This window comes from Stenotrophomonas sp. YJH_SMC_81 (assembly GCF_059370875.1).
Genome location: NZ_JCAFUB010000002.1, coordinates 133,022 through 149,652, shown reverse-complemented (window position 1 = coordinate 149,652; position 16,631 = coordinate 133,022). Strand labels below are relative to the sequence as shown.

General features: G+C 66.9%; 18 protein-coding genes and 2 tRNA genes. 10 read left to right on the top strand and 10 right to left on the bottom strand.

Annotation, left to right across the window (positions count from 1 at the left end; translation table 11 throughout):
- Positions 1–70: 70 nt before the first annotated feature.
- The 5 genes from AC5P8U_RS04300 to AC5P8U_RS04280 all read left to right on the top strand — a co-directional run bounded on the left by AC5P8U_RS04300 (position 71) and on the right by AC5P8U_RS04280 (position 4,152).
- Positions 71–865, top strand: a complete 795-nt coding sequence (locus AC5P8U_RS04300; protein ID WP_111200489.1) for an SDR family NAD(P)-dependent oxidoreductase — start codon at positions 71–73, stop codon at positions 863–865.
- Positions 866–963: 98 nt separating this feature from the next.
- On the top strand, positions 964–2,853 hold the full coding sequence (locus AC5P8U_RS04295) for an MFS transporter (protein ID WP_061478191.1): 1,890 nt from the start codon (positions 964–966) through the stop codon (positions 2,851–2,853).
- A 229-nt stretch (positions 2,854–3,082) separates the two neighbouring features.
- Entirely contained in the window at positions 3,083–3,370 is a 288-nt protein-coding gene (locus AC5P8U_RS04290) for a CD225/dispanin family protein (RefSeq protein WP_005419784.1), read from the top strand.
- Between the two features lie 34 nt (positions 3,371–3,404).
- Positions 3,405–3,683 (top strand): CD225/dispanin family protein, encoded by a 279-nt coding sequence (locus AC5P8U_RS04285; protein WP_005419785.1) that lies wholly within the window; start codon positions 3,405–3,407, stop codon positions 3,681–3,683.
- Positions 3,684–3,726: 43 nt separating this feature from the next.
- Positions 3,727–4,152 (top strand): DUF2752 domain-containing protein, encoded by a 426-nt coding sequence (locus AC5P8U_RS04280; protein WP_151355416.1) that lies wholly within the window; start codon positions 3,727–3,729, stop codon positions 4,150–4,152.
- A 583-nt stretch (positions 4,153–4,735) separates the two neighbouring features.
- Here AC5P8U_RS04280 and ampE read toward each other — a convergent pair.
- The 5 genes from ampE to AC5P8U_RS04255 all read right to left on the bottom strand — a co-directional run bounded on the left by ampE (position 4,736) and on the right by AC5P8U_RS04255 (position 8,431).
- The gene (gene ampE, locus AC5P8U_RS04275; RefSeq protein WP_072168916.1) at positions 4,736–5,623 is read right to left on the bottom strand and encodes a regulatory signaling modulator protein AmpE; all 888 of its coding nucleotides are present in this window, start codon (positions 5,621–5,623) and stop codon (positions 4,736–4,738) included.
- A 146-nt stretch (positions 5,624–5,769) separates the two neighbouring features.
- Positions 5,770–6,675, bottom strand: coding sequence for an NAD(+) diphosphatase (nudC, locus tag AC5P8U_RS04270; RefSeq protein ID WP_088497350.1), 906 nt, complete (start codon positions 6,673–6,675; stop codon positions 5,770–5,772).
- Between the two features lie 119 nt (positions 6,676–6,794).
- Positions 6,795–7,187 (bottom strand): iron-sulfur cluster insertion protein ErpA, encoded by a 393-nt coding sequence (gene erpA, locus AC5P8U_RS04265; RefSeq protein WP_252744863.1) that lies wholly within the window; start codon positions 7,185–7,187, stop codon positions 6,795–6,797.
- Positions 7,188–7,218: 31 nt separating this feature from the next.
- Positions 7,219–7,683, bottom strand: coding sequence for a bactofilin family protein (locus AC5P8U_RS04260; protein WP_053497672.1), 465 nt, complete (start codon positions 7,681–7,683; stop codon positions 7,219–7,221).
- A 4-nt stretch (positions 7,684–7,687) separates the two neighbouring features.
- Positions 7,688–8,431: a DUF6776 family protein gene (locus AC5P8U_RS04255; RefSeq protein ID WP_005419791.1), complete on the bottom strand. Its 744-nt coding sequence runs from the start codon at positions 8,429–8,431 to the stop codon at positions 7,688–7,690.
- Positions 8,432–8,610: 179 nt separating this feature from the next.
- Here AC5P8U_RS04255 and AC5P8U_RS04250 point away from each other — a divergent pair, with 179 nt between their 5' ends.
- Genes AC5P8U_RS04250 through AC5P8U_RS04240 form a run of 3 tightly spaced genes read left to right on the top strand, consistent with a single transcriptional unit; the run spans position 8,611 to position 13,398 of the window.
- Positions 8,611–9,228, top strand: a complete 618-nt coding sequence (locus tag AC5P8U_RS04250) for a DUF4126 domain-containing protein (RefSeq protein WP_252744862.1) — start codon at positions 8,611–8,613, stop codon at positions 9,226–9,228.
- Between the two features lie 44 nt (positions 9,229–9,272).
- Positions 9,273–11,162, top strand: coding sequence for an EAL domain-containing protein (locus AC5P8U_RS04245; protein WP_495213939.1), 1,890 nt, complete (start codon positions 9,273–9,275; stop codon positions 11,160–11,162).
- 1 nt (position 11,163) lies between these two features.
- Positions 11,164–13,398 carry an ATP-binding protein gene (locus tag AC5P8U_RS04240; RefSeq protein WP_111008327.1) on the top strand — a complete coding sequence of 745 codons (2,235 nt, stop codon included), beginning with the start codon at positions 11,164–11,166 and terminating at the stop codon, positions 13,396–13,398.
- Between the two features lies 1 nt (position 13,399).
- On the opposite strand, the gene bfr is transcribed toward AC5P8U_RS04240, so the two are convergent.
- From bfr to AC5P8U_RS04225, 3 genes are all read right to left on the bottom strand, one after another.
- Complete coding sequence (gene bfr / locus AC5P8U_RS04235) at positions 13,400–13,870, bottom strand: bacterioferritin (protein ID WP_005419804.1); 471 nt, start codon at positions 13,868–13,870, stop codon at positions 13,400–13,402.
- Positions 13,871–14,012: 142 nt separating this feature from the next.
- Positions 14,013–14,222, bottom strand: coding sequence for a (2Fe-2S)-binding protein (locus AC5P8U_RS04230; RefSeq protein ID WP_005411309.1), 210 nt, complete (start codon positions 14,220–14,222; stop codon positions 14,013–14,015).
- Positions 14,223–14,425: 203 nt separating this feature from the next.
- Positions 14,426–15,049, bottom strand: a complete 624-nt coding sequence (locus AC5P8U_RS04225; RefSeq protein ID WP_005419809.1) for an RNA pyrophosphohydrolase — start codon at positions 15,047–15,049, stop codon at positions 14,426–14,428.
- 121 nt (positions 15,050–15,170) lie between these two features.
- Between AC5P8U_RS04225 and AC5P8U_RS04220 the strand changes: the two genes are divergently transcribed.
- Positions 15,171–15,247 (top strand) — tRNA-Met (locus AC5P8U_RS04220).
- Positions 15,248–15,302: 55 nt separating this feature from the next.
- Positions 15,303–15,377, top strand: a tRNA-Gln gene (locus tag AC5P8U_RS04215).
- A 325-nt stretch (positions 15,378–15,702) separates the two neighbouring features.
- On the opposite strand, the gene rpsI is transcribed toward AC5P8U_RS04215, so the two are convergent.
- Positions 15,703–16,095 (bottom strand): 30S ribosomal protein S9, encoded by a 393-nt coding sequence (rpsI, locus tag AC5P8U_RS04210; protein ID WP_005411311.1) that lies wholly within the window; start codon positions 16,093–16,095, stop codon positions 15,703–15,705.
- Positions 16,096–16,097: 2 nt separating this feature from the next.
- Positions 16,098–16,526 carry a 50S ribosomal protein L13 gene (gene rplM / locus AC5P8U_RS04205; protein WP_005414692.1) on the bottom strand — a complete coding sequence of 143 codons (429 nt, stop codon included), beginning with the start codon at positions 16,524–16,526 and terminating at the stop codon, positions 16,098–16,100.
- Between the last annotated feature and the right edge of the window lie 105 nt (positions 16,527–16,631).

Genomic DNA, 16,631 nt, shown 5'->3' with positions numbered 1-16,631 from the left:
TGCACCGGGCGATGCAGTTCGATCACGCCGCCACGCGGATACTGGGCAGCTCCCGCCCCGGATCATCACCATGAAAATCGAACTCAGCGGCCGCACCGCGCTGGTCACCGCCTCCACCGCCGGCATCGGCCTGGCCATCGCCCAAGGCCTGGCCAGCGCTGGTGCGCGGGTCATTGTCAATGGCCGCAGCACCAGCAGCGTCGAGCGCGCCCGCCAGCATCTGCTCGCGGCCGTGCCGGGAGCCGACGTATTGGGTGTCGCCGCCGACCTCTCCGATGCGGCCGGTGTCGATACGCTGCTGGCTGGGCTGCCGAGGGTCGACATCCTGGTCAACAACGCTGGCATCTTCGGCCCAGAGGATTTCTTCCAGACCGATGACGCCACCTGGGAGCGCTACTGGCAGACCAACGTGATGTCCGGCGTACGCCTGTCGCGTGCGCTGCTGCCAGCGATGGTCGATGCCGGCTGGGGCCGCGTGCTGTTCATTTCGTCCGAATCGGCGCGCAACATCCCGGTCGACATGATCCATTACGGGGTCAGCAAGACCGCGCAGCTGTCACTGTCGCGCGGCTTGGCCAAGCGCGTGGCCGGCAGCGGCGTCACCGTCAACGCGGTGCTGCCTGGCCCGACCCTGTCCGATGGCTTCGCGGCGATGTTCGAGGATGAACGCCGGCGCAGCGGCAAGCCGCTGGAGCAGATCGGCCGCGAGTTCGTGATGGCACACCGGCCGTCCTCGGTGATCCAGCGCACTGCCACGGTCGAGGAAGTGGCCAACATGGTGGTGTACCTGGCGTCGCCGCAGGCTTCGGCCACGTCCGGTGCGGCACTGCGCGTGGATGGTGGCGTGGTCGACGATATCGTCTGAGTCCGACGGCAGGTGTGCGGACCAACGGTCCGCACCCACAGGTCCGCACCCACAGCGGATGGGCAGGAATGCTAGGCTGCGCCGGTCAAGGAGGTTCCATGTCCGGTCACAACCAGTTTGCCCTGCTCCGCCAGCGCCGTTTCCTGCCGTTCTTCGTGGTACAGGCGCTCGGTGCTTTCAACGACAACGTGTACCGGCAAGCGATCATCAGCATGTTGCTGTTCATGGCCGTGCCAGAGGAGGAACTCGGGCTGTACGCCACGTTGGCACCGGCCATCTTCATCCTGCCGTATTTCCTGTTCTCGGCACTGGCCGGGCAGATCGCCGACAAACTGGAAAAATCGCGGTTGATCGTGATCACCACCACCATGGAGATCGTGATCATGTCGCTGGCGGCGGCCGGCTTCCTCACCCAGAGCCTGCCGGTGTTGCTGGTCGCCCTGTTCTGCACCGGCATGCAATCGACCCTGTTCGGCCCGGTGAAGTATTCGGTGCTGCCGTCGGTGCTCAGGCCCGAGGAACTGACCGGCGGCAACGGCCTGGTCGAGATGGGGACCTCGATGTCGATCCTCTCCGGCATGATCGTCGGCGGCCTGGTGTTCACCGTGGCCGGGAGCCACGGCACGGTGGTGGCTGCGTGCGCGATCATCGCCCTGGCGATCTGCGGCAACATCGCCGCGCGCCTGATTCCCAGGGTCGATGCAGGCGACCCGACCCTGAAGATCAACTGGAACCCGTTGCCGGAATCGCTCGCGGTACTGCGCATGGCGCGCCAGCAGAAGGCCGTGCGCAACTCGATCCTGGGCGTGTCCTGGTTCTGGTTCGTTGGCACCGTGCTGACCTCGCAGCTACCGGCCTACGCGGTGACCAACCTGGGCGGCGAGCCGACCCTGTACATCTTCGCGCTGGCCCTGTTCTCGGTGGGCACCGGCGTCGGCTCGCTGCTGTGCGAGAAGCTGTCAGCCCGTACGGTGGAAATCGGCCTGGTACCGCTGGGGGCGTTCGGCATGACCGCGTTCCTGCTCGACCTGTACTTCGCCCGCAGCGGCGAAGCGACGGTGCACGGACTGACCATCGCGCCGTTCCTGCAGCAGCCCGGCAGCATCCGCATCGTCATCGACCTGATCGGCATCGGCCTGTTCACCGGCATCTTCGTGGTGCCGCTGTTCGCGCTGATCCAGAGCCGCACGCCGAAGGCGCAGATGTCGCGCGTGTTCGCCGCACTGAACATCCAGAACTCGGGCTTCATCGTCGCTGCGGCGTTGCTGTCGCTGGCCGCGCACACGCTGCTGCACTGGACCATTCCGCAGCAGTTCCTGGCGCTGGCCATCGCCAACGCGCTGGTGGCGATCTACATCTTCACCATCGTCCCTGAATTCCTGATGCGCTTCCTCAGCTGGCTGATGGTGCGCACCCTGTACCGGCTGCGCCCGCACGGCATCGAGGCCAACGTGCCCGACGAAGGCGCCGCGCTGCTGGTCTGCAACCACGTCAGCTACATGGACGCGCTGATCCTGTCGGCGACCATTCCGCGCCCGGTGCGCTTCGTCATGTACTACAGGATCTTCAACATCCCGGTAATGCGCTGGATCTTCCGGACCGCCAAGGCAATCCCGATCGCCGGTGCGCGCGAAGACCCGGCACTGATGCAGCGGGCGTTCGACGAGATCGACGCTGCGCTGGCCGAAGGCGAACTGGTCTGCATCTTCCCCGAGGGTGCGCTGACCCGCGACGGGGAGATGGCGCCGTTCAAGTCCGGCGTCGAGAAGATCCTCGAGCGCCGGCCGGTGCCGGTGGTGCCGATGGCGCTGCGCGGCATGTGGTCGAGCATGTGGAGTCGCCGCGACAGCCGCCTCGGCCGCATGCGGGTGCCGCGCCGTTTCCGCGCTACCGTCGAGGTCGTGGCGGCACCGGCCGTCGATGGCCACGCCACCCGCGCCCCGGTGCTGGAGGCGCAGGTGCGGGCCCTGCGTGGCGATCACGCCTGATCGGCCCGGCGGCCGTCGGTAGCGCTTCCAGGCGATAGCCCCAATCCCCGGAATGACGGCCTCTGTCTCATGACATAGGCCCGTCAAATAGCGCCCAGTCAAGGGCCACACACACCACCATCTGACTGTAAACGCATACATGCAGCGCAGGTTGAGGTAGATTACGCACCCACAGGGGGGAGGTTCGGCCAATGCACCAAGGCCGGCCACCAAGGAATGGAGTCTTGCTTTGAATCAACCGCCACCGCTCAGCCGTCCCGTCTACATCCCCAACCATCTGGTCTGGGCGATCCTGACGACGCTGTTCTGCTGCCTGCCGTTGGGCGTGGTGTCGATCGTCTATGCCTCCCAGGTCGATGGCCGCCGCGCGGCCGGCGACCTGCCGGGGGCCTACAGCGCGTCGCGCAAGGCGGGCTGGTGGGCGGTGGCTTCGGCCGTGGCCCTGCCGGTCCTGTTGCTGTTGTGGTTCGGGCTGTTCGGCGGCTTGGCCGTACTGGGCGCTCTTTCCGACCAATGATTCACCACCACCACCCATCAAGGAGCTTGAACCCATGAATACCGCCACTCCGCAGGTCCCGAACAATCTGGTCTGGGCCATCCTGAGCACCCTGTTCTGCTGCCTGCCGGCCGGCATCGTGTCGATCGTCTACGCCGCCCAGGTCAACGGCAAGCTGGCCGCTGGCGACATCGCCGGTGCCCAGGAATCCTCGGCCAAGGCCAAGAAGTGGGCCATCTGGTCGGCCATTGCCGCCGTCGTGGTCGGCGTGCTGTACGGCATCCTGATCGTCGCTCTCGGCGGCATGGGTGCGATGAGCAACAGCGGCTACTGATCCGCGTGGACGGATCCGGCGCCTGCGCCGGATCCGTTGCTGCATGTCCGCCCTGCCCACCCGATCCCGAATGGCCCGCTGGGCACCACTGCTGGCCGCCACCGGCCTGGCCGCCGGTGCCGCACTGGTGCTGCGCAACGTCAATCCGTATGCCGCCGGCAATCCCTTGCCGAGCTGCCCGCTGTACGCGCTGACCGGCCTGTACTGCCCGGGCTGTGGCAGCACCCGCTGCCTGTATTCGCTGGTCCATTTCGACCTGCCCGGCGCGATGGCGATGAACCCGCTGCTGGTCATCAGCCTGCCCTTCCTCCTGCTGATGCTGCTGAACGTCGCCGGCATCCGTCCGCGTGTGCTCGATCCGCTGATGCGGATACTGGGCAATCCCATGTTCTGGCTCTGGGTGCTTCCCGGCTATGCGCTGCTGCGCAACCTGCCGTGGGCGCCATTCACCGCGCTGGCACCGATCTAGGTTTCCAGCCGACGGCGCAGCCCCTCGTGGTGGGCGGCGTTTGAAGGCAGAAGCCTTGGGGTCGGCCGGGCGGGATGGGTTTGCGGGGGACGCCGTGAATCCGTCCGTGGAGGCTTGGCCGCGGCATCCATGCCGCGGACACCCCCGCAAACCCATCCCGCCCGGCCACGGACAGTTTCCGTGTGCGTCCACCACGGAAAAGAAAGAGAAGATCAAAAGCGGAAGCGGATCGCTTCGCTCTGCATCCACGCATGGCGTGGATCTACCGTGTCGACCAAGGTCGACACCCACCGGCAGTCGCAGTTGACCCACCGTCACCGGGAAACTGTCGGGGGTGGGGCGGTGTGGGGCCGCAGGACCGTTGGCGCCATGGATGGCGCCATCGAGCCTCCAGGGGTGAGGGCGCTTTGCTTGCGAAGCACTGCTTCGCAAGCGCCTGAACGCACAGCCGCCAGCGGCTGGGCCGGTTTGGGGGTTTACGGCGTGTCCTGCAGCCCCACACCTCCCCGCCCAACCGTCAGCAACCCAGAGCCGCTGTTGCTGTTGCCTCTGCAGGTGCAGGGCTGCAAGCCCTGCAAAACAACTACGTCACCCAGCCTGCAATCACCAGCAACGCCAGGATCGCCAGCCACAGCAGCAGCATCCGCCACACCAGGCTCATCGCATCACGCAGGTCCGGCAGCCGCTGCCACACCGGCAACAGCCCCGCCTCGGTGTAATCGTGCGCGTCCTCGCGCAGCTCGGCGTTGACGCTGGCCCGCGCCACCGCGCCCAGAAACCCGATGGTGCCGACCAGGCGTTCGCCATGGGCCTGGCGCCAGGCCTTCCACGCCGTATCGAAGTTGCCGACCAGCGCCATCGAGAACGCCATCAGCTGCGCTACCGGCCACTCGATCCAGCCCAGCAGGCGCTGCGCCAGCGCCAGCGGCTCCACCGGCACGCGTGCACGCATCGGGCTTTCCGCCATCAGCGCCAGCAAGCGGTAGCCCAGCGCACCGGCCGGGCCCAGCAGCAGGAACCAGAACAGCACCGCGAACCAGCGACGCAGCGCATTGAGCACGGTCGCTTCGACCAGCGACGGCACGTCTTCGCGCAGGCTGCCACCGGCGGCCTGCAGGTTGCGTACGGCTGCCTGCCGCGTCGCGGCGTCGTCCGCATCGATGATGGCTTCGATATCGCGATCCAGGTCGCGCGGCCCCCAGCACCAGGCCAGCACGGCCACACCCAGCAGCAGCGACGGCAGGCCGAACAGCACTCCGCGCAGCAGCCACGCCAGCAGCCCCATCAGCAGCAACGGCGGCAGCAGCGCCAGCGCCACTCCAGCCGGTCCCTGCCAGGCCTTGCCACCACGCGCGTCCAGCCAGCCCAGCCAGCGCCGGAAGCCGTCGAAACGGCGCATCGAGGCGGCAGCGGCCGGGGCAACGTGGCCCAGGGCCAGCGCCACCAGCACGGCGGCCAGAGTGGTGAACATGGCAGGTCTCCCTACGAAACAGAACGCTCGGCGCCGCTACCTTACCTGTCGCAGTGGTGCCCTCGCGGGTGAACCGGACTGTAACCCGGGCCGTGTTCAGGTGGCGGCAATACAGCTGCCACGATCGGCCCGGCCGAAACGCCGGCTCAGCCCCGCTGCTGGCGGTACCAGTGTTCGATCAGGCTCCGCGAAATCGAGATCGGTGGCGACAGGCGGATGCCCTGGCCGTCGTCCTCCACATCGCGCGCCAACGCGGCGCCGACCTCGTCGGCACTGAACCAGCGCGCGTCTTCCAGCTCGCCATCCACGGTCGGCAGGTCGTCATGCGCCTGTGCACGGAAGCCGACCATCAGCGCGCCGGGGAACGGCCACGGCTGCGAACCGAGGTACTGGCAGGCGGTCACCCGCACCTTGCTCTCCTCATGGACTTCGCGCACCACGGTCTGCTCGAAGGTCTCGCCAGGTTCGACGAAGCCGGCCAGCACCGAGTAACGGCGCGGGGCCCAGTTCGACTGTCGGCCCAGCAGCAGCCGGCCCTGGTTTTCCACGGCGACGATCACCGCCGGATCGACGCGCGGATAGTGTTCGGTGGAACACTGCGCGCAACGGCCGACGAAGCCGCCACGGGCAAACGCCACCGCGCCGCCGCATACGCCGCAGAAGCGGGTGCGCGAGTGCCAGTAGGACATGCCACGGGCATAGCTGAAAGCGGTGGCATCGGCCATCGGCCACAACAATGCAGCCTGGCGCAGATCGAGTCGGCGTGGCGCGCTCACGGTGACATGGGTGGCTTCGACCGAGAACCATGCCTGATCACCGCGAAGCCCCAGGAAAACTGCGGCGCCCGGGCCACCGCCGACGTCGGCGCCGGTCAGCGCCAGCGGCTGGTCGTCATCGCCGGTGAAGGCGCTGCCATCGTGATCGAGGACGAGGATGCGCGCGCCCGGCCACAGGCGCGCCAGTGCATCGGCATCTTCGCGCAGGGCATCGGCGCGCTCCAACGGTTCGCCAACGAAGGCAAAACCGGAAAGCGGCGAAGGAGTATTGGGCATCCGCCAAGCGTGCCGCCAATCGATGCAGGTGGCAAGCCGCAGGCTTTGCGGAAACCGTCTGTGGGTGTGGAGCTTGCTCCACACACCTTGTCGCGCGGGACACAGGCCCCGCGCCCTGCTTACATGCTGAAACTGCTGCCGCAGCCGCAGGTGGTCTTTGCGTTCGGGTTGCGGATCACGAACTGGGCACCCGTCAGGCTCTCGGTGTAATCCACCTCCGCGCCCATCAGGTACTGCAGGCTCAGCGGGTCGACCAGCAGGGTCACACCGCTGGTCTGTACCGCCAGGTCATCCTCGGCACGGTTCTCGTCGAACTCGAACCCGTACTGGAAGCCCGAACAGCCGCCTCCCTCGATGTACACACGCAGGGCCAGGTCGGGGTTGCCCTCTTCCTGGATCAGGGATTTGACCTTGGCGGCCGCCGACTCGGTGAAGTTCAGCGGGCGCTCCAGCGATTGGTAATCGGGCGCGGCAACCGAGGTGGCGCCGGGCAGGGAGACTAGCGTGCTCATGCTGCCAGCATGGGGGTGCCGACGACGGCTTTCAAGCCATCGCCTCGGCCAGCTTGCGACGCGCGGCGGTATCGCCCTTGCCATCATGGGCGTCTTCGCCTTCCGGCGCCGGCAAGGCTGCCATCGGGGCGCTGGCATGGATCAGGCGGCCGTTCAGCTGCGCGCCCGCGTTCATCTCCACCACCTGGTAATGGACGTTGCCATTGACCCGTGCGCTCGGGGTCAACTCGACCTTCTCGGTAGCGTGTACATCGCCGTCCAGGCGGCCACTGATGACCACCACCTGGGCCCGGATCTCACCTTCGATCACGCCGTGCTCGGCAACCGTCAGGGTCGCACCACTGGCGCCTTCGGCGGCGATCACCTTGCCGTGGATGCGGCCTTCCACATACAGGCCACCACTGAATTCCACATCACCGCGGATCACCACCTGGTTGCCGATCAGGGCATCCACCACCAGCTGGCCTTCACGGTTGGATTTGCTGCTTCCGAACATCTGCCTACTCCCCTTTGCTGGCCGGCGCACCGGCCTGTTTCCAGTCGAATACCTGGGTGGTACCCCCCGTACCACTCCCCAATGTCACCCGCACGCGTTGCGGGGTGAAGTCAGCCGGCAGCATCACGCTGCCGGTGAGCTGCTGGAAGTACCGGAACGAGTAGTCCTGTCCCGGCACCTTGCTGCGCTGGTGCAGATCATCCCAGCTGATCGTGGCCAGCTTGCCGTTCTTCACGCCTTCCACGGTGAAGCGCATCTGCCCCTGGCTGATGGCCCCGCGGTTGAGGTTCTGGGTCAGCACGGCGGTGTACTGCCAGGTGCCGGCCGCTTCCGGGCTGAACTCGATCGAATGGGTGTTCAGGCCCTTGCGCTGGCTGGTCGAGCCGACCAGCCGCTCATAGAAGGCAACATCGGCGCGCAGCCCGGCGATTTCCTCATCGCGCTCGGCCAACGAGGACTGCACCTCGGTATTTGCGGCACGGCTGATGCGGTCGGAGGCTTCCAGCGTGGCCTGCTTCTGGCGCAGCTCGGTCAGCTGCGCCTGCAGCGCCTCGGCACGCTTCTCGGCGGCCTGCAGGCGCTGGCCCTGGGCATCGCGCGGGGTGGCCATCCAGCAGCCGCCAAGCACCGCCAGCACCAGGCTGAGCAGCCAGATGCCGCCGATCACCAGCAGGCGGCGACGGTCGGCAGGCGGTTGCGGCGCGCCGGGCAGGCGGACCTGCACGCGCATGGGAGGACGGTTGGTCATGGGTGGTTTCCGGGGTATCGCAAGGGCGACACCGGTACGGCCCCTGTGGCAAACGACGGGCTAGTGTATGACAGGACGGGTGGGTTTCCTGCGCAGCGGCCGGCCACGGTCGGTGGCGTTCAGGCACGCCATCGTCGATAGTGTGGCCCCCTGCACAGTTCCGTCGCCGGAGCATCGCCATGACCGAAGCCCACCTGTTCGTGATCGGCATCCTGCTGGCCTGGCTGGCCGGTATCCGCGTCTACCTCACCGTGTTCGGTGTCGGCCTGGCCGGGCTGCTTGGCTGGGTCGATCTGCCCCCCGCCCTGCAGGCCACCGAATCATGGTGGGTGCTGGGCACCTCGGCGGCGCTGGCGGTGGCCGAGTTCTTCGCCGACAAGATCCCTGGCGTGGATTCGGTGTGGGACCTGGTGCAGACGCTCGCGCGCGTACCCGCCGGCGCATTCCTTGCGGCGGCCACGCTGTCGCCGGATGGCCAGCTGGGCACCGGTGCGCTCGCCGCCGGTGCCGGCGTCGCCCTGGCCAGCCATGGCCTGAAGGCCGGTACCCGCGCCCTGCTCAACACCTCGCCGGAACCGGCCAGCAACTGGGTCGCCTCTGCGGCCGAAGACACCGTCGTGATCGGTGGCCTGGCCCTCGCCCTGGCACACCCGTGGATCGCGCTGGTCGTGGTGCTGGCCTGCAGCCTGGCCGGTGCGCTGCTGGTGTGGCTGGTCTGGCGCGCCCTGTGGAAGGGCGTGCGCTGGCTGGCGCGCGGTGCATCGGCAGCACCGCCAGGGCACACCGGTACCGGCTGAGCGCCGGGCTTGTCGCATAATGGACGCGAACACCAGGAGCACCGATGGCCGCAAACGAATCCCCCGCGGGCGCCCGCCCGGGACGCGCTGAAACCCCTCCGGCCGACCATTGGCAACGCTGGGCCCCCGAGACGGCGTCTCCGGCCGTGGTCCCACCGATGGCGGCGAGCCCATCCCCTGTCGCGGCCGATGCGTCCACGCCGGCCAACAGCGCGCCGCCGCCGCTGCCCGGCCCGGTCGCACTGGCCGACGCCGACAACAACGATCTGGCCCCGTCGCCATCGGACTCGCCCTACCGCGTGCTGATCGTTGAAGACGATCGCGCGCAGGCCCTGTTCGCGCAGAGCGTGCTGCACGGCGCCGGCATGCAGGCGATCGTCCACAACGATGCCGATGCCGCGCTGCAGGCCATCAAGGAGCACCGCCCCGACCTGATCCTGATGGATCTTCACCTGCCCGGCCTGGACGGCATGCGCCTGACCGCGCTGATCCGCCAGCAGCCCGGCCTGCAGCTGCTTCCGATCGTGTTCCTCAGCGGTGATCCGGATCCGGAGCGCCAGTTCGAAGTCCTCGACAGCGGCGCGGACGACTACCTGAGCAAGCCGATCCGGCCCCGCCACCTGATCGCAGCGGTGGCCAACCGCATCCGCCGCGCACGAGCCCAGGCCGCGACCCTGCCCGGCGCCACCGGCGCACCGGCCACCAGCAATCCGGAAACCGGCCTGCCGACGCGCCACCACGTGCTGCAGCAGCTCAACACCGCACTCGCCCACCGCGATCAGGGCGGCGTGTTCTTCATCGAAGTGGCCAGCGCGCTGGGCCTGCGCGAACGCTATGGCTATGCCGCGTTTGAACGGCTGATGGTGCAGGCCGGGCAGCGCCTGGCCGAAGCCGGCCATCCGCACCTGCTGGCACGCCTGAACGACAACAGCTTCCTGCTGCTGGCCCGCAGCGCCGACGAGGACGCCCTTGACAGCATCGCTGCCAGCCTGCGCGAGCAGCTGTCGGCACGTGCCTTCGTGATCCGCGACGACGAATCCGTGCACCTGCGCGGCGTAGTTGGCTACGCACCGCTGTCACCGGGCTTCGACGATGCCAACAGTGCGTTGGAAGCCGTCGAGCGCACCACCCTGCAGGCGCGCCTGCTCAGCGCCGGGGTGGCCGGCCATGTGCACCGCCAGGCAGTCACCGAACAGGAACACCTGGCGCTGCTGGAAGGACAGCTGGAACTGGCCTATCAGCCGATCGTCGCTGTTGCCGGTGGCAACACCGCGCAGTACCAGTTGCTGTTGCGCCTTCGCCAGGCCGACGGCACCGTGCTGGCGGCCGGGCAGGTAATCCCGGCCGCGGAAGCCGCAGGCCGCATCGCCGATCTCGATCAGCAGGTGATGGACCACGCGCTGGGGCTGCTGGACCTGTACCGCCACGCGACGCAGCCACTGAACCTGTTCGTCTCGCAGTCGCTGCGCACCCTGCAGCGCGACGCCTTCGCCGACTGGCTGCTGGAATCACTGCAGCAGCGCGACCTGCCGGGCAGTGCACTGGTGATCGACGTGCGCCTGCCGGACGCACTGATCCACACCGTGCCGCTGCAGCAGTTCTGCCAGCGCATGGCCAGTGCCGGGGTGCGCTTCTGCCTGAGCCAGTTCGAACCCAGCGGCGAGGCCGATGCCCTGCTGAACCAGCTGCCGCTGTCGTTCGTGCGCATGGCTACGCGCTTTTCCAGCAGCCACGCCAATCCGGCCACGCGCGAGGAGCTGCGCAAGGCGATCGATCAGGCCCATGCCGCCGGGCTGCAGATCATCGGCCAGCAGATCGAGGATCCGCAGGCTGCGGCGGCGATGTGGGTCGGCGGCGTCGACTACATCCAGGGCAACATGGTGCAGTCGGCCGGCAGCGACCTGAACTTCGACTTCCACAACGCGGTGCTCTGACGTGCCGCTGTGGGGCGTGCTGCTGGTTGCCCTCGCCGCGGCCACCATCGCGCTGATGGTGCTGGGCCTGCGGCTTCGTGCGCGCGACCGTGCGCTGGCGCAGCTGCAGCGCACGCACGGCGCGCTGGCCGCTGAACGGGACCAGCTACGCCATACCACTGAACGCCAGGGCCAGCTGGAACAACAGCTGCTGCAGGCCAAGCAGGCCGCCGAGGCGGCCGTGCTTGCCAAGGGCGAGTTTCTGGCCACGATGAGCCACGAGATCCGCACCCCGCTCAATGGCATCCTGCCGATGCTGGAGCTGATCGCACGCGGGCCACTGGGCGAGGACCAGCGGCAGATGCTGGCCACCGCCTCGGCCAGCTCGCAGCAGCTGCTGCGCATCGTCGACGACATCCTCGACTACTCCCGGCTGGAAGCACAGGCGCTGGAGCTGGAAATCACCAGCTTCAACCTCCGCGATCTGCTCGACGGCGTGGTGCAGCTGATGCAGCGCGCCGCCGACGCCAAGGGCCTGGCACTGGGCCTGCAGCTGGATCCATCGGTGCGCCTGCCGGTGCGCGGCGACCCGGTGCGCCTGCGCCAGGTGCTGAGCAACCTGCTGGCCAATGCGATCAAGTTCACCGCCCGCGGCCAGGTGCAGCTGCGTGTGCTGCGCCTGGGCGAAGGTGCCGCGCAGCACCAGCTGCGCTTCGAGATCATCGATACCGGCATCGGCATCGACGACGCGCTGCAGGCACGCCTGTTCCAGTCTTTCAGCCAGGCCGACGCATCCACCACGCGCATCTACGGCGGCACCGGCCTGGGCCTGGCCATCTGCAAGCGCATCATCGACCTGATGCACGGGCGTATTGGTGTGCAGTCCACGCCCGGCCAGGGTGCTACGTTCTGGTTCGAGATCCCGCTGCTGAAGGTTCCTGGCGACCTGCCGGCGATGACGCGCGCGCCGGCACCGCTGCTGCTGTTCAGTGCCGATGCAACGCTGCAGGCACGCATCGAGCGCATCGCTGCCCACCATGGACTGCAGGTGGAGGTGCTGGCGCAACTGGACAGCGTGGTCGAGCGCCTGCGCGCTCCCGCGCGGCCCGGAAAACCGGCACCCGCCTGGCTGCTGGTCGATGCGCGCGCACGCCGCAACGGCGAGGCCACGCTGCAGCTCGCACTGGGGGAACGCGACGACGACGATGCACTGCAGGTACTGTGGCTGCAGGAGGATGCGATTGCGCAACGCCCCCGCCAGCGCCAGTTGCCCTCCCACTTCGACGACGCCGCCCTGCATGCACTGCTGGCGGCACCGGTCGCCTCTGCCCGCCCCGCTGCGCTGCTGGCCAGCGCGGAACACGAGCAACCAGCTGCCACGCTGCCGCCGCTGCATCTGCGCGTGCTGGTGGTGGAGGACAATACGGTGAACCGGATGGTGGCCGAGCAGCTGCTGCGGGTGTTCCAGTGCGAGGTGCGCAACGCCGCCGATGGCGAACAGGCCCTGGCCGCCCTTCGCGAAGGCGGGCTGGACATCGTGCTGATGGATTGCCAGATGCCGGTGCTGGACGGCTACGCCGCCACGCACCGCTGGCGCGCCGAAGAAGCGGAAACCGGGCGTGCGCGACTGCCGATCATCGCGATGACCGCCAATGCGATGGCCGGCGACCGCGAGCGCTGCCTGCAGGCCGGCATGGACGATTACCTGTCCAAGCCGATCGCGCGCGCAACGCTGCATGCGCTGCTGCAGCGCTGGGGTGGCGGTAAAGCCGCAGCACCTGCACGGCCTTCTGTGGAGCCGGGTGATGCTCGCCTGACGGCCAATTGCAGTCGCACGCCATCAGCCGAGCATGGCGCGGCTCTACAGAATCCGGAAAAGCAGGTGGCGCCAGCACCACAACCGGTGCTCGACCGCGATGTGCTGGATGAACTGCACGCGGTGATCGGCGATGCTGCCACCCAGATCGTCACGGCATTTCTTGAAGATGCGCCAGCGATGGTGCAGCAGTTGCAGCTGGCCGCGCGGAACAGCGATGAACCGCGCATGCAGGCCGTCGCGCACAGCCTGAAATCATCAAGCGCGAACGTGGGGGCGTTGTCGCTGTCGGCGATCGCGCAGCGGATCGAGCACGAGACCCGTAGTGGCAGCCTGCAGCGCCCCGCAGTGGCGGTGGCGCTGCTGGTTGCGGAATTCGCCCGGGCGCGCGTTGCACTGACGGGCTACCTGGCACAGCATCGCGCCGGCCAGGACCGCTGATTCACTCTTCCAGCTTGCTCAGCAGGTACTTCGGCTCGCCGATACGCTCGATCAGGTCGAGCTGGGTTTCCAGCCAGTCGATGTGTTCTTCCTCCGAGTCGAGGATCTTCACGAACAGCTGGCGGCTGACATAGTCGCCAACCGAATCGGAATAGGCCACCGCCTCGCGCAGGGTGACCACGCCATCGCGTTCCAGCGACAGGTCGCACTGCAGGATTTCGGTGGGGTTCTCGCCGATGCGCAGCTTGCCCAGCGCCTGGAAGTTCGGCAGGCCTTCGAGGAACAGGATGCGGTCGGCGAGCATGTCGGCATGCTTCATCTCGTCGATCGATTCCTTGTACTCGTGTTCGGCCAGTTCCTTGATGCCCCAGTTCTTCAGCATCTTGGCGTGCAGGAAGTACTGGTTGATCGCGGTCAGCTCGTTGTAGAGGACCTTGTTGAGGAATTCGATGACCTTGGTGTCGCCCTTCATGGGGATGCTCCTGCACGCTGAAAACGCAGGCACTGTAACGCCTTGCGTGCGGTGGTGAAGGAACGCGAATCGTGCGCATTGGCCTGCGCGGTTGCAGGTGAAGGACGCGAAAGCGCGGCGTCAACAGGCCGCGAGGAAACGATCAGGCGACCTGGGCGAGGCCCAATACCGGCAGCGGCAGATCGTGCGTCGCGCGTGCCTTGGCCAGCAGGTCGCCGGCCATGTCCAGGCACGAACCGCAGGTGGCACCGCAACCGGTACGCATGGTCAGTTCCGCCACCGTGCTGACGCCATGGCTGGCGGCTTCGCGGATCTGGTGGTCGGTGACTCCGTTGCAGATGCAGACGTACACAGGCGGGGACCGGGCTGACAGGCCAGAAGCGGCCTGTTGCGTATTCCAATGGAAACGAGAATGGTTGTCAATCAGAGACCTGAACCATTCTCGATACCGTTCAGAGTCGGATTGACCGGCCCGGCGGGCAGCCAGGTCCTGCTGGAAACAGCCGGGGGGGACGCGTTGTGACGAATCGGCCCACAGCCTGCGTGGCCTCCCATTCAAACCGCCCCGGACTCCCCCTTGGCCTTGCGCGGCCAGTAGCCGCCGCGCTTGGGCGTGCGCTTCCGGGGCCTGTCGTGGCCGGCTGCGTGGCCCGGCATCCAGGCCTCGGCGGCACTCTTGGGCATGGCGCTGACGCCCTGCCCGGCCACCCCACGCGCCAACGGCGCCAGGTGTCGCAGCGCGCGCGCATAGACGCCACGCTTGAACATCACCACGTGCTCCACCGGGTACCAGAAGTCCACCCACCGCCAGTGGTCGAACTCGGGCGAGTCGGTATGGTCCAGCTGCACATGCGATTCATCGCCGGTCAGGCGCAGCAGGAACCAGACCTGCTTCTGCCCGATGCAGACCTGCCGCTCATTGCGGCGGATGGCCCGTGCCGGCAGCTTGTAGCGCAGCCAGCCGGGCGTCGCCCCGAGCACTTCCACGTGCTCAGGCAGCAGGCCGGTCTCTTCCTGCAGTTCACGATACATGGCCTCGACAGGCGTCTCGTCGGTGTTCATGCCACCCTGCGGGAACTGCCAGCCGTCCCGGCGCACGCGTCGTGCCCAGAACACCTGGCCGTCCTGCCGCATCAGCACGATGCCGACGTTCGGTCGATAGCCGTCCGGATCGATCACGATGCGGACTCCTAAGAAAATCTACTGGTCGGGACTATCCCATGCCCTCTGTCGGCCCACAAGCGCGGCACAAAAGTGTTGACAGGGCCGATACACATCCGCAGAATAGCGGGCTCACCAAGGCTATGTAGCTCAGCCGGTTAGAGCACAGCACTCATAATGCTGGGGTCGGTGGTTCGAGTCCACCCATAGCCACCACATTGAAAATCAAGTTGTTTTTCAGTGTGAAAAGTGAGAAAATAGTTGCACGTTTTGCCCCGTCGCCAAGCGGTAAGGCACCTGACTCTGACTCAGGCATTCGGTGGTTCGAATCCATCCGGGGCAGCCAAATTAAAAGCAAAAGGCCAGATCAGAAAGATCTGGCCTTTTGCTTTTGATTTGGTCGCGCATTCCACCTTATCCCCGCGCCTGTCGGCGCGCCCCCTTGAACAACAAGGGGGCTCTTCTCCAGAGAGAGGCCCGGGGTCGGATCCTTTTCCCAAGGAAAGGGCTCTGACCCCACCCCTTCCGAGATGCGAAACCATGGGTAGTGCCGGCCGCTGGCCGGCAACCCGGAAATGCATCCCCCCCGAAACGACAAAAGCCCGGCCGAAGCCGGGCTTTTGCTTTCCCATCCAGCGGGCTCCTGAAGGAGCCCAACCAGGCGCGGTAGATCAGCGCTTGGAGAACTGGGTGGCGCGGCGGGCCTTGTGCAGACCAACCTTCTTACGCTCGACTTCACGGGCGTCACGGGTCATGAAGCCAGCCTTGCGCAGCTCGGACTTCAGGGTTTCGTCGTACTCGACCAGAGCACGGGCGATGCCCAGACGGATCGCACCGGCCTGGCCGGTGGTGCCGCCGCCAGCGGCGGTGACCAGGATGTCAAAGCTTTCGGTGTTCTTGGTCAGCTCGAGCGGCTGGCGCACGATCATGCGCGCGGTCTCACGACCAAAGAACTCGTCCAGCGGACGACCGTTGACGGTGATGTTGCCCGAACCCTTGCGCAGGAACACGCGAGCGGTGGAGGACTTGCGGCGGCCAGTGCCGTAGTTTTGAGTGATAGCCATGATTAGATATCCAGAACCTGCGGCTGCTGTGCGGCGTGCGGATGCTCAGTGCCGGCGTAGACCTTGAGCTTGCGGTACATCTGGCGACCCAGCGGGCCCTTCGGCAGCATGCCCTTGACGGCGATCTCGATCACGCGCTCCGGGTGGCGCTCCAGCGCCTGGGCCAGGGACTCGGTCTTCAGGTTGCCGATGTAACCGGTGAAACGGTGATACATCTTGTCCTGCAGCTTCTTGCCGGTGACGGCAATCTTTTCTGCATTGATGACGACCAGGTAGTCGCCGGTATCAACGTGCGGGGTGTAGACCGGCTTGTGCTTGCCACGCAGACGGCGGGCCAGCTCGGTGGCGAGACGGCCCAGGGTCTTGCCCTCGGCGTCGACGAGGTACCAGTCGCGCTGGACGGTCTCGTTCTTGGCAGTGAAAGTGCTCATGAAGAACTCTATGTTAGGTCGGGCTCATTGCGGCGAACGGCTCGCCGGAACTCTGCCACGCGTTGTGAAAGGTGAAGCGTAAGAGGCGGGATTGTACGCAGGTCA